Annotated in this window: 8 protein-coding genes; 1 reads left to right on the top strand and 7 read right to left on the bottom strand. The window is 74.0% G+C overall.

Translation table 11 applies throughout. The annotated features are described in order from the left end of the window. Nucleotides 1–278 precede the first annotated feature (278 nt). Complete coding sequence (locus IF30_RS0130510; protein WP_051711566.1) at nt 279–743, top strand: hypothetical protein; 465 nt, start codon at nt 279–281, stop codon at nt 741–743. On the opposite strand, the gene IF30_RS42225 is transcribed toward IF30_RS0130510, so the two are convergent. From IF30_RS42225 to IF30_RS0130475, 7 genes are all read right to left on the bottom strand, one after another. After that, the gene (locus IF30_RS42225) at nt 731–1,357 is read right to left on the bottom strand and encodes a hypothetical protein (RefSeq protein WP_051711564.1); all 627 of its coding nucleotides are present in this window, start codon (nt 1,355–1,357) and stop codon (nt 731–733) included. The two genes, IF30_RS0130510 and IF30_RS42225, sit on opposite strands and share 13 nt — an antisense overlap. Nucleotides 1,358–1,442: 85 nt before the next feature. Further along, nucleotides 1,443–5,252, bottom strand: coding sequence for a hypothetical protein (locus tag IF30_RS0130500; protein WP_030244463.1), 3,810 nt, complete (start codon nt 5,250–5,252; stop codon nt 1,443–1,445). A 137-nt stretch (nt 5,253–5,389) separates the two neighbouring features. Continuing rightward, nucleotides 5,390–6,721 carry a nitrate/nitrite transporter gene (locus IF30_RS0130495; protein WP_030244461.1) on the bottom strand — a complete coding sequence of 444 codons (1,332 nt, stop codon included), beginning with the start codon at nt 6,719–6,721 and terminating at the stop codon, nt 5,390–5,392. Further along, nucleotides 6,718–7,077 carry a nitrite reductase small subunit NirD gene (gene nirD, locus IF30_RS0130490; RefSeq protein WP_030244460.1) on the bottom strand — a complete coding sequence of 120 codons (360 nt, stop codon included), beginning with the start codon at nt 7,075–7,077 and terminating at the stop codon, nt 6,718–6,720. Before nirD ends, IF30_RS0130495 begins: the two co-directional genes overlap by 4 nt. Beyond that, entirely contained in the window at nt 7,074–9,689 is a 2,616-nt protein-coding gene (gene nirB, locus IF30_RS0130485; protein WP_030244459.1) for a nitrite reductase large subunit NirB, read from the bottom strand. Before nirB ends, nirD begins: the two co-directional genes overlap by 4 nt. Further along, on the bottom strand, nt 9,686–10,915 hold the full coding sequence (locus IF30_RS0130480; protein ID WP_030244458.1) for an NAD(P)/FAD-dependent oxidoreductase: 1,230 nt from the start codon (nt 10,913–10,915) through the stop codon (nt 9,686–9,688). Before IF30_RS0130480 ends, nirB begins: the two co-directional genes overlap by 4 nt. Continuing rightward, a complete protein-coding gene (locus tag IF30_RS0130475; RefSeq protein ID WP_051711570.1) occupies nt 10,912–13,041 on the bottom strand; it encodes a molybdopterin oxidoreductase family protein in 2,130 nt (709 codons plus the stop codon). The genes IF30_RS0130480 and IF30_RS0130475 overlap by 4 nt, the downstream gene beginning before the upstream one ends. Nucleotides 13,042–13,146: the final 105 nt, after the last annotated feature.

Genomic DNA, 13,146 nt, shown 5'->3' with positions numbered 1-13,146 from the left:
AGGGGCTATGCTGGCCGGAGCCCGAAGCCGCACTCCCCACCCCGTCGTTGTACGCGCCCAGCCGCGCGACCGACCGGATCGAGGTGAGCTCCATGGCCCCCGGATGCCACCCAACGCCGCTGCCGCGCAAGCGGCCTGACGTCACGTCAACACACGTCCGGCGTTTCACCGCCCGGCCCGTCGGGGCGTGCCCCGGACCGCCCGCCGCCGTTGTACGGAGGGTGAACCGCCGCACCCGCCCGAACGCCCCGGCCACCGCGCCGAGGAAGAGGTTCCGCATGCCGACGACCCGGCCCTACCCGCGCCCCGGCGAAGCCGCGGCCCTGCTCGCCGTGCTCGGCCTGCTCGTCCTGGAGGAGATCGCCCTGGGCATGGCCGAGGAGAAGGACCGCCCGGTCATCGGCGGCATCCTGATCGGAGCCTCCGGCACCGGCCTGTTGGTGGTCGGCGCCGTACTGTTCAGCCGCTGGCTCGACGCCCGCCGCCCGCTCCCGCTGCCCCCGGCCGGACCCGACGGCCGCGAATACAGCGCCCGCGCCCTGGAAGGCTTCCCGATGGAGGCCGTCCGCCCCCTGCTGCTCGCCGGGAACGCACCCCAGCTCGGGCAGCTGTACTCCGCCTGGATGCTGGCCCGGGCCGGCCGGGCCGCGCCCTGGATCGCCCGTCGGCTCGCCATCCCCCTCGACGCCGCCCGGCTCCTGGTCGACGCCGCCCGTTCACCCGGACTCGATCAACACCGCTGACCGGGCGCCGCGTTCGCCTGCGCCACCAGATAGGGCACCAGCCCGCGCTCCGCCAGCGCCACCCGCCAGGCGTCCCTCGCCCGCACCAACTCCCGCGCCCCGTCGGCTCCTTCGTCTGTCGACGGCTTCGCCGACCGGGCCGCCGCACCCAACAGCCCGAGCCCGCCGACCAGCAGGCTCGCGGCCGCCACCCCGGCCGCCACCCATCCGGCACCGAGCAGGGCGTGCGCCGGTACCTCCAGGCCCTCGGACAGCCCCGACACGTAGCCGAGCAGCAGGAAGACCAGGGCCGCCGCCACCGCGAAGATCGGCACGATCACCCCCAGCACGCCCCACCACCCCGAGGCCCGCTCCCGCGCCGGTGCGTCCACCGGAAGCCGCGCCATCGCATCCGCGTCGGCCCGCAGCGCCGCGTACCGCTCGTACTCCGGCGCCGCCGCGGCCAGCACGAACTCCGCGTTCTCCCGCGCCGCCCGGCGCAGCCGCTCCACCCCGAGCACCTCACCGCCGGCGTCCCGCAACGCCTCCCGCACCTGCGGGGCCGTCAGGGCGCGCCCGAGCTCCGTCTCGAAGTCGGCCCGGTCCTGCTGCGGCAGTCGTAGCGGTCTGTCCATGTCGTGCCCCGTTCACCCGATCGCTTTGTTCTACAGAACTGTAGAACACCGGACCGGGTCGCAGCAGCCCTGTTCAGGGGCCGATTCACTCCTCCGTGGGGTCGGCCATCGGCACCCGGGCGAGCGCGTCGCGGACCATCTCGGCGGCATCGGGGGCGGGGATGCCCCATTCCCGGTAACACTCGACGATCCGAGCCATCGGTTGTCCCGTTCTCAGCGACAGCCTCAGCAGGTCGGCCAGGCTGACGTCGGTGTTCAACATGAACCCTCTCGACCGGCCGCGCGTGAGGAGCCCCCACGCCTGGTCCGTCGTGAGCCCGGCCGGCAGGTCGTCACAGGTCGGAACGATCCCACGGGTCCTCAGGTGCCGGGCCAGGTCACCCGGACTCCGCTGGAGCAGCCGAGCCGCCATGATCAGCCGAGCGAACGGCACCGGGCGACCCACCCGCAGACCACTCCAGTCCATCGCACCATCGGACGAGAAGAGCTCCTTGTCCAGCCGGGTGGGCCTGTCCGGAAAGGACATCGAGAGCTCCACGCCGTAGGCCCGGAATCGCTCGACGACCTCACTCAGTGAGGAGTCCCTCGATTTCACCAGCTCGAACAGGCGCTCGAAGGTCAGCTCGGCCACGTCGTCCCACCGTCTTACCGTGCTCTCGAAGAGCCCCAGATCCGCCACACGGGCATCCTCCGGAACGCGCGGAACGCGGAAACCCATTGCTCCGAGCATCTCCGCGGACCGCGCGGCGGGGATTCCCAGGTCTCGCAGGACATGCAGCAGATGACTGGCCGGCACCGGTTCCGACCGTTTCCACCACGGACCGGAGCCGTCGGGATACCGGCTCAGCAGCGCCAGGATCTCGTCGGTGGGAAACGGCGGCAGACCGCTCGCATCCGCCTCCAGGCCGTAGCTCGCCACCCTCGCACGGACCTCGTCGACCGGGATCCCCAGCACCCGGCTCGCTTTGGCCAGAAGACCGGGCTCAACGGTTCCGCCCGGCTGCTGGGGCCCGGCCCAGAACGTTCCCTTGCCCGACCGCTTCCAGAGGAAGACCGGGTCGGTGTCCACGGCAATGGCGAGGTCCACGACCTCGCGAGTGACCTCCCGCCCCGAGGCCGCCCAGACAGCAGCCGCTTCGGCCGCGGTGATTCCGTTCCGATCGGCCAGGACCAGCACGTCGTTGACGCCGGCGTACGCAGGGTCAGGCATCCCCTGGACCGCGACCCCACGACGAGGCGCCAGGCCGAGCCCGGCAGCCCGGGCACGGACGCACTCGGGTGTGGCCCCGAGATCAGTCGAAACCCCGGCGATCCACGTGTCGTCCAGTTCCGCCCGGGTCCACGACCTGCCGGTGAAGCGCCGGTCGCGCGGCGCCAGCAGAGCGATGTCCGACGGCATCGCCGGCCGCACGTTCCGAGATCCGCGCAGCTCCGGACAGAGGACGTGAAGTTCCGGGAAAAGCCGTTCCACGCCATGAGCCATCACCCGCCACAGCAGGATGTGGTCGGGTGGGCTACCCGTGACATCGTCCCTGACGAACTCGTCAGGAGTCCGAAACCACTGGAGGATTCCGTCGTCCCCGAGGAGACACCCGGTCCGGCGGGTGTCGTACTCGACGCCGGACAGTTCGAGCCGGCGCCCCTGCCGAACGACCTCGGCGGCCACCAGGTCGGCGACCTGGTAGTCGGCTTCCGTCACGCGATGGATCCACGCCATGGTCAACACGGCCGAGTCGCGTTCCACGAACTCCGATGCCGCTGCCGCCAGCAGATCCCGGAGCAGCTGGGACAGGTCGCTGATGACCCGACGGCGATCGACCGACATCTTCGCCGGCGCCAGTCTTCCGGTGAGGTTCACCACGACCCCGGACAACCCGCCGCGCTCGGACGAGAACACCCCTCGGGCGGCCTCCGGTTCCACCACCAGACCGTCCACCAGCAGGGCTCCGCCGTGCTCGCACCACGTCACCTGCACGCCGTCCGGGGCGCCCGCCCACGGCGTGAGATGCCCCGTGGCGGAGAACCCGAAGGTCTCCCCCTGGCGCGCTGCCCGGGGTCGGAGGACTCCGGCCTCCCAGTCCGACCTCCGATGACCGTGCACCACCGAGGTGGCGAACTCCGCGACGGCCAGGAGGCGTTCGAGGACATCGAGACAGGACCACGAATCCCCCAGCTCGATGTCGTCCCGCAGGTACAGGCGGACGGTGGTGCCGGGACCGCAGGTCCTCTCCTGGCGTTCAACGATGCGGAAGAGGTGACTCGGGCCGTAGATGGAGACTTCCAGCTCCGGGCCCAGCTCACCGGAGGCGCCCATCCGGCAGGTGGTCACCCGGATCTCGTCGGCGAGCATGAAGTAGCTCAGGACACCGATGCCGAAGCGGCTGTTGGGATACAGCTCGACGGGCGGGGCGGCCTTTCGCCACTCGGCGCGTTCGAGTTTGAAGTCCAACTGCTCGGCGAAGCGGGCGCCGGCGTTGGAGAAGACGCCGCGCAACTCGGCCTCGCCCATGCCGACGCCGTTGTCCTGGCATTCCAGGTAGGCGCGGCCGTGCTCGTCCACGCCCTGGCGGAACGCGATCCGGCCGTCGTAGGAGAAGCTCGCGCCCAGGGTGTTGGTGCGGTCCAGGTACTCGGTCCGTGCCCGGCGGTAGCGGCAGGCGTCGAGGGCGTTCTGGTAGAGCTCGCGGACGGCGAGGTCTCGGTCGCGGTACAGCTCGACGCCCATCAGGAGGCTGCGGACGCGGCGTTCGTCGAGGCGGAACCGCGCCCAACCGGTGAAGGCTCCGGCGGCGGGGGCGGCCTCGTCGGAGGTGAGGCGGGTGGGGAGGGGGTGCGACGTGAGGACGCGGCGGACGGCGTGGAGGAGCTCGTCGGCCCTGGCCGTGTACTCGCGAAGGCCTTCGACCACCGCCTCGTGGTGGCACTCGGCGCGCAGCACCGGCAGGTCGTACGACCCGCCCCACACCGCCTCGTCCAGGGTCCTGCGCAGGGCGGCCAGGTCGACCTCGTGCGGAATGCCGAGGTGTTCGGCGACGATGTCGGGCAGGGCGGTGGTCTCGATGGCGGTGCCGAAGGCGAGAGCGAGCAGCAGCGCCAACCGCACCTCCCGGACGTGCTGTTCGCCCGGGGCCCGAAGGTGGTCGTCGGTGCTGAGGCCGGCGAGGTAGTCCCGGTTGGTGACGTCCGGGCCTCGGCGGAGGCCGTGCAGGAGGACACTGATCCGCTTCGGCGAGAAGGTCTCGCCGAGGGACGGAAGGGCGGGCAGCCGGTCGAGGAGCTCGCGCACGCCTTCGGGGTCGGCGAGGTCTTCGTGCTGGTCGAGCCAGCGGTGGTAGAGCCACCAGCCGAGGGGCGCGGCGGACGCGGGCCGGGTCCGGGCCCGCTGGGTGAGCAGGTCGTGGGAGTCGATGAACTGCTCGTACGCCGCCCGGTCGCCGTCGGGTGCCGGGGACGGCTGGAGGTCGGTCGGGCGGACACCGGCCCTCGCGGAGGCCAGGTGCAAGGAGCGGACCCGGTAGAGAAAGGGCAGCACTGCCAGCAGTGCGGCCTCGGCCGGGTAGAGGTCGAGGCGGTCGTCGCCCAGCAGCCAGCCGACCCGCGAGGCGAAGCGGACCGCGATCCCCGGGTCCTGCCAGGGGTCGTCGGCCAGGTCGACCGAGTCCCGTAGCCGGGCGAGTTCGCGGACGGTTTCGAGTGCGGCTCCCCGGTACGGTTCGGCGTCCCGGTCGGCCCGTACGTGCTGCCAGGCTCGGGAGTCGGCGGCGCTGTGCACCCAGGGGTCGTCCGTGTCGGTGACGGCCGGGCGCGACCCGTCCAGGTACAGGTTCTCGATGTGCCGGGCCTGGACGAACTTCCCGTGCACCGTGCCGTTGTTCGTGTTCAAGGTGTCGGCCACCGCTCGCGCCCCTCCCCGAGTGCAGGGAACGAGCGTAGGGCAATCGCTGGGCGTGTCGCGGCTTGACGCCGACCGTCCGGCCGGGGGCCGCGCGCCGGGGCCGTCCGACGTCGCACGGACGGCCCCGGGCCCAGTGCTCACCGCCGCCGGAGCCAGACCGCCCAGGTCAGCACCGAGCAGAGCACGTACGCCGCCAGGAAGCCCAGGTACGCCGCGTCCCCGTTGTGGCTGGCGAGGAAGGACTGGCGGAACGCCAGGTTCACCAGCACTCCGCCGAAGGCCCCGATCGCCCCGGCGAGTCCGATCAGCGCCGCGGACCGGCGGCGGGAGTCGGCCTCGGCGGTGGCCGGATCGGCGCCGGCCTCGACCGCCGACCGGGCGACGCCCTGGTAGTGCGCCGGGATCATCTTGTACGTCGAGCCGTTGCCGATGCCGCTGAGCACGAACAGGGCGATGAAGCCGGCCAGGAACAGCGGCAGCGAGCCCGCCCGCGACGCGCCGAGGACGACCGCCGTCCCGGCCCCCATCCCGAGGAAGGTGCACAGCGTGACCACGGCCCCGCCGTACCGGTCGGCGAGCCGTCCGCCGACCGGGCGCAGCAGCGAGCCGAGCAGCGGCCCGAGGAAGGTGAGCGCGGCCGCCTTCACCGGGGTGTCGAAGCGGTCGTGGAACTGCACCTGCAGCACCTGCCCGAAGGCGAAGCCGAAGCCGATGAACGAGCCGAACGTCCCGATGTACAGCGTCGAGACGGCCCAGCCGTACGGGTCGCGGGCCACTTCCCGCAGGGCCCGCCCCTCGCCGGCACCGGACACCGCCAGGTTGTCCATCCGCCGCCACGCGCCCGCCGCCGCGAGCACGATCAGCGGCAGGTAGAGCAGCGGCAGCAGGCGGGGGTGGGCGGCGCCGGCGGTGGACAGCACCAGCAGCCCGAGCAGTTGCACGGCCGGGACGCCGAGGTTGCCGCCGCCCGCGTTGATGCCGAGCGCCCAGCCCTTGAGCCGGTGCGGGTAGAAGGCGTTGATGTTGGCCATCGAGGAGGCGAAGTTGCCGCCGCCGACGCCGGCCGCGCAGGCGACCGCCAGCAGCGTCCCGTACGAGACCCCGGGTTCCAGCACGACGGCCGCGAGCCCGGTGGGCACGAGCAGCAGCAGGGCGCTGATCACCGTCCAGTTGCGTCCGCCGAAGCGGGCCACGGCGAAGGTGTAGGGCAGCCGCAGCAGGGCGCCGAGTGCGGTGGGGAGGGCGGTGAGCGTGAACTTCCCCGCGGTGTCGATGTGGTACTGGGGCCCGAGGAAGAGGACGAGGACCGACCAGAGGCTCCACACCGAGAAGCCGATGTGCTCGGAGAGCACGGAGAAGACCAGGTTGCGGCGGGCGATCCGGGCGCCGGCGCGCTGCCAGAACTCCTCGTTCTCGGGATCCCAGCCGGCCAGCGGCGCGGGCGATCTGGTGTCGAGGACGGCGGTCATGCCGCGGCCTCCTCGGAGGCGACCCGCACCGGCCAGCGTCGCAGCACGGCGGGGGCGCCGTCGGGAGCGGTGTCCTCGTCCAGGCAGCGCCCGTCGGTGAGGTCGTAGACCTGCTTGTACATCGGCGAGATGAGCGTCGGCCGGTCGCCGCGGCTGCCGAGCAGGCCCCGGGCGAGGACCGGGGCGCCGCTGAACGGGTCGAGGTTGTCGACGGCGTAGAGCGTTCCGGCGCGGTCCCGGAAGAGGGCGACCTGCCCCGCCTCCGGCAGCAGCACCGCGACGCCGCGGCCGGGTTGGAGGTCGGCGAGGGTGCAGACGGTCTGCCAGCGGGTACCGTCGTGGATCTGTACGGTCACGGGGTGAGCACCTCCAGTCGGGCCCCGGCGACGAGCACCGGGGAGTCGAGGGTGCGGCCGGCCTCGCCGGGGCGGGCGGGGCGGATCTGGCCGCGTTCGGGTACGAAGGTCACGGCGGGGTCGGGGGCGCCGGGCGCGTTGACGAAGGAGGCGAAGCGCCGCAGCCGCTCGGGGTCGGCCAGCGTCTCGGCCCATTCGTCCCGGTAGCCGCCGATGTGGCGCGCCATCATGTCGTCCAGTTCGGCGGCGATGCCGAGCGAGTCGTCCAGCACGACGGCCCGCAGGTGGTCCAGGCCGCCCTCCAGCCGCTCCAGCCAGACCGAGGTGCGTTCCAGCCGGTCGGCGGTGCGGATGTAGAACATCAGGTAGCGGTCGATGGTGCGGATGAGCGTCTCGCGGTCGAGGTCGGCGGCGAGGAGGTCGGCGTGGCGCGGGGTCATGCCGCCGTTGCCGCCGACGTAGAGGTTCCAGCCGGCCGAGGTGGCGATGATGCCGAAGTCCTTGCTCTGCGCCTCCGCGCACTCGCGGGCGCAGCCGGAGACGGCGGCCTTGAGCTTGTGCGGGGATCGCAACCCCCGGTAGCGCAGCTCCAGTTCGATGGCGAGGGTGGTGGAGTCCTGGACGCCGAAGCGGCACCAGGTCTCGCCGACGCAGGACTTCACGGTGCGCAGCGACTTGCCGTAGGCGTGGCCGGACTCGAAGCCGGCCTTGACCAGCTTGCTCCAGATGACGGGCAGTTGGTCGACGGTGGCGCCGAACATGTCGATCCGCTGGCCACCGGTGATCTTGGTGTAGAGGCCGTGGTCGCGGGCGATCTCGCCGATCGTGATCAGGCCCTCGGGGGTGATCTCGCCGCCGGGCACCCGGGGGACGACCGAGTACGAGCCGTTGCGCTGCAGGTTGGCGAGGAAGTGGTCGTTGGAGTCCTGCAGCGCGCCCTGCTCGCCGTCCAGGATGTGGCCGTTGCCGAGGCTGGCCAGGATGGAGGCGACGGTCGGCTTGCAGACCTCGCAGCCTTCGCCGCCGCTGCCGTGCCGGGTGAGCAGTTCGGTGAAGCTCGTGAGCCCCGTCACCCGGACGATCTCGTACAACTCGGCCCGGGTGTGCGCGAAGTGCTCGCACAGGCCCTTGACGGTGCTGACCCCGGCGGCCTCCAGCTCCTCGGTGACGACGGTGCCGAGCTGCTTGAGGCAGCTGCCGCAGCCGGTGCCGGCCCGGGTGCACTTCTTGACGGCGGCGACGCTGTCGCAGCCCTGGTCGCGGACGGCGGCGCGCACCGCGCCCTGGGTGACGTTGTGGCAGGAGCAGAGCACCGCGTCGTCCGGGAGGGCGACCGGGCCGGCGGCCCCCGCGAACCCGGCGGGCAGCACGAGCTGTTCGGGGGCGACGGTGAGCGGCTTGCCGCCGACGGCGAGCGGGCGCAGGGTGCCGTAGCCCTCGGTGTCGCCGACGAGCACGCCGCCGAGCAGGGCGCCGTCGGCACCGATGACGAGCTTGCGGTAGACGCCGCTGCGGCTGTCGCTGTAGAGCACGTCGAGCGCGCCGTCGGCGGTGCCGTGCGGGTCGCCGAAGCTGGCGACGTCGACGCCGAGCAGCTTGAGCTTGGTGGAGGTGTCGGCACCGGTGAAGCCCTCGCCGGCCGGGCCGGAGCGTTCGCCGTCGAGTTCGGCGAGGGTGCGCGCCGCGGTCTCCGCCATCTGGTAGCCGGGGGCGACCAGGCCGTAGACCCGGCCGTCGGCGGCCTGGGCGCACTCGCCGATGGCGAGGACGGCCGGGTCCTCGGTGCGGCAGTGCGCGTCGACGACGACGCCGCCGCGCCGGCCGACCGGCAGGCCGCAGTCCCGGGCGAGCTGGTCGCGGGCGCGCACGCCGGCCGAGAACACCACGAGGTCGGCGGCCAGTTCGCGCCCGTCGGAGAGGGCGAGGCCGCGGACCCGGCCGTCCGGGCCGGTCAGGACGCCGCTGGCGCCGGCGCTGGTGTGGACGGTGACGCCGAGGTCCTCGATCTTGCGGCGCAGCGTCGCGCCGCCGCCGTCGTCCACCTGGACGGCCATCAGCCGGGGCGCGAACTCCACGACGTGGGTGTCCAGTCCGCCGGCCCGCAGCGCGCCGGCCGCCTCCAGCCCGAGCAGGCCGCCGCCGACGACCACGCCCGTGCCGGCGGTCTCGGCGTCCGCCCGGATGGCGTCGACGTCCTCGATGGTCCGGTAGACGTGGCAGCCGGGGGCGTCCGTGCCGGGCACCGGCGGCACGAAGGGCACCGAACCGGTGGCCAGCACCAGCGCGTCGTAGCGGACTTCGGTGCCGGAGCGGGTGCGCACCAGCCGCCGGTCGCGGTCGACGGCGGTGGCCGGGTCGTCCAGGCGCAGGTCGATGCCGTGCTCGGCGAGGAAGCCGGCCGGGCAGAGCGTGAGGTCCTCGGCGGTGCTCCCGGAGAACAGCGAGCTGAGGTGGACCCGGTCGTACGCGGGCCGGGGCTCCTCGGCGAGCACGGTGACCCGCCAGGCGCGCGCGGCCGGCTGCTCGGCCCAGGCTTCCAGGAAGCGCTGGCCGACCATGCCGTGGCCGACCAGGACGAGGTCCCGGATCCGGTCGTGGGGGCGTGTCGTCATCGCGTTACTCCTCGGGTGAGCAGGTGCAGGGGGTGGCCGGCGAGCGCGGCGTCGTCGGCGAAGGCGCCGGCCAGCGCGTCCACGGTGGCCAGGTCGCCGAGCAGGATGGCGCCGACCAGGCGGTCGCCGCGCAGGACGAGCTTCTTGTAGCTGCCGCGGGTGGCGTCGGTGAGGCGCAGCACGTCGAGGCCGGGGTCCAGGGTCTCGTCGACGGTGCCGAAGGCCGCGTACTCCAGGCCGCCGGTGCTGAGCCGGGCCCGCGGGCGGGTGCCGGGGTAGCGGGCGTCGGGGTCGGCGCCGGAGAGCCGGCGGGCGAGCACGTCGGCCTGTTCCCAGGCGGGGCCCGCCAGGCCGTGGACGGTGCCGCGGTGTTCGGCGCAGTCGCCGATGGCGTGGACGTGCGGGGCGGCGGCGAGGCGGTCGTCCACCAGTACACCGGTGGCGACGGGCAGTCCGGCCGCGTGGGCGAGGGCGGTGCGCGGGCGGGTGCCGCAGGCGAGGACGACCAGGTCGCAGTCGAGTCGGTAGCCGCTGGCGAGTTCGACGACGCCGACCCTGTCCCGCGCTCCGGCCGCCCCCGGGGCGCCGTGCACGGCGCGGGCGCGGTTGCCGGTGTAGCACTCGACGCCGAGTGCCCGCAGCCGCTCCCGCAGCACCGCGGCCGCCTCGTGGTCGAGTTGGCGTTCGATCAGGTGCGGCGCCTGGTGCACGATCTCGGTGCGGACACCGAGCGCGGCCAGCGCCCGGGCGGCGCTCACTCCGAGCACCCCGCCGCCGATCACCACCGCCCGCCCGGCACCGACGGCCTCCTCGGCCAGCCGGGCGCAGTCCTCCAGGGTGCGCAGCGTGTGCACGCCCTCGATCAGGCCGTGCCCGTCGGCCCGGCGCAGTCCGCGCACGGGCGGCAGTACCGGGTTGGCGCCGGTGGCGAGGACCAGTTCGTCCCAGTCCTCGACACTGCCGTCCGCCAGGCGCAGCGTCCGGGCGTCGGCGTCGAACGCGACCACCTCGCAGCCGGGCCGCGCCCGCGCGCCGCCGAGCGGCAGCGCGATCGCCTCCGCGTCGTAGCGCCCGGTCAGCACCTCGGCGAGCAGCACCCGGTTGTACGGGCCGCGCGGCTCGGCGCCGTACACCGTGACGGTGCCGGGGCCGCCGAGTGCGCCGTAGCGTTCGGCGAAGCGGGCGGCCGCCATGCCGCCGCCGACCACGGCGATCCTCGGGGTCATCGGGAGGCCTCCTGGTGGGCGGGCTCCACCCGGACGGCGCAGAGCTTGAACTCGGGCATCCGCGACACCGGGTCGAGCGCCGGGTTGGTGAGGCTGTTGGCCCGGCCGGCGCCGGCCCAGTGGAAGGGCATGAAGACGGTGTCCGGCCGGATCCCGTCGGTGATGCGCGCCGGCGCGACGGCCCGGCCGCGCCGGCTGGTGACCGCGACGGGCTCGCCGTCCGCGATGCCGAGCCGCTCGGCGAGCCGGGGGTGGAGTTCGACGTACGGGCCGGGCGCCGCCGCGTTGAGCTCGGCGACGCGGCGGGTCTGCGCGCCGCTCTGGTACTGGGAGAGCACCCGGCCGGTGGTCAGGTACAGCGGGTACGCGTCGTCCGGCTCCTCGGCGGCCGGGCGATGGGTGACGGCGGCGAAGCGGGCCCGGCCGTCCGGGGTGGCGAAGCGGTCCAGGAAGAGCCGCCGCGTGCCCGGGTGGTCCTCGGCGGGGCAGGGCCAGAACACCCCGTCCTCGGCGGCGATCCGGGCGTAGCTGATGCCCGCGTAGTCCGCGTCGCCGCCGGCCGAGGCGCGCCGCAGCTCGTCGAAGGCCTGCTCGGCCTCGGTGGGGAAGCCGTCCGGCACGCCGAGCCGGGCGGCCAGTTCGCGGAGCACCCACAGCTCGCTGCGGACGCCTTCGGGCGGGTCGAGGGCGCGGCGGCGCAGGATCACCCGGCCCTCCAGGTTGGTGGTGGTGCCGTCCTCCTCGGCCCACTGGGTGACCGGCAGCACGACGTCCGCGAGTGCGGCCGTCTCGGAGAGCACCAGGTCGGCGACGACCAGCAGGTCCAGCGCGCGCAGCCGTTCGGTGACGTGCCCGGCGTCGGGCGCGGACACCGCCGGGTTGGAGCCGGCCAGCAGCAGCGCCCGGACGCCGTCGGGGCGGCCGAGGCCGTCCAGCAGCTCGTACGCGGACTTGCCCGGGCCGGGGATGGTCAGCGGGTCGACGCCCCAGACGGCGGCGACGTGCGCGCGGGCCGCCGGGTCCTCGATCGAGCGGTAGCCCGGCAGTTGGTCGGCCTTCTGGCCGTGCTCGCGGCCGCCCTGGCCGTTGCCCTGGCCGGTCAGGCAGCCGTAGCCGCTGTACGGGCGGCCGGCGTTGCCGGTGGCCAGGCAGAGGTCGATCCAGGCGCCGACGGTGTCGGTGCCCTTGCTGTGCTGTTCCGGGCCTCGCGCGGTGAGGACGATGCCGGTCCGGGCCGTGCCGAAGAGTCGTGCCGCTTCGCGGAGCTGGTGGGCGGGGACGCCGGTGATCCGTTCCACCCGGTCCGGCCAGTGGGCCATCGCCGATGCCCGCGCTCCGTCGAAGCCGGTGGTCCGCGCGGCGACGAACTCCTCGTCCACCAGGCCGTCCGCGATCACCAGGTGCAGCAGGCCGAGGGCGAGGGCGAGGTCCCCGCCGGGGCGGGGCTGCAGGTGCAGGTCGGCCAGTTCGGCGGTGCGGGTGCGGCGCGGATCGACCACGATCAGCGTGCCGCCGTTCTCCCGCAGTTCGCGGAGGTAGCGGACGGCCGGCGGCATCGTCTCGGCCGGATTGCCGCCGACCAGGATCAGGCAGCCGGTGTGCGGGAGGTCGGCGAGCGGGAACGGCAGCCCCCGGTCCAGGCCGAAGGCCCGGCGGTGCGCGGCGGCGGCCGACGACATGCAGAACCGGCCGTTGTAGTCGATGTTGGCGGTGCCCAGCACCACCCGGGCGAACTTGCCCAGCAGGTAGGCCTTCTCGTTGGTCAGGCCGCCGCCGCCGAACACGCCCACGGCGTCCGGCCCGTACGCGGCCCGGGTCCTCGCCAGCCCGGCGGCCACCCGGTCCAGCGCCTCCGGCCATCCGGCGGCGCGCAGCGGCCCGCCCGGGCGGTCGCGCAGCAGCGGGCCGGTCAGCCGGACGTCCCGGGCCAGCAGCGCGGGCGCCGAGCGGCCCTTGCCGCAGAGCGCGCCGCGGTTCACCGGGAAGTCCGGGCGTTCCAGCACCGCGACCGGGGCGTCCGCCGTCGGGCCGCCCAGCCGCATGCCGCACTGCAGCGAGCAGTACGGGCAGTGCGTGTCGGTGGCGGCCGGGCCGGCCGCGACGGCGATGGGGCTGGTCAACGTCATGCCGAGAAAGGTCGCCGCCCGCTGTTTCGCGACCGGGTCGCGGATGTTGCGGTCGCGGTACACGTCGCTCACGGCTCCCCGGCACCGGGGTGCACGGCCGGACAT

The organism is Streptomyces sp. NRRL S-350 (assembly GCF_000719705.1).
GTDB lineage: Bacteria > Actinomycetota > Actinomycetes > Streptomycetales > Streptomycetaceae > Kitasatospora.
Note: the sequence above shows the minus strand (reverse complement) of the source record. Positions and strands in the feature narration are given on the sequence as shown.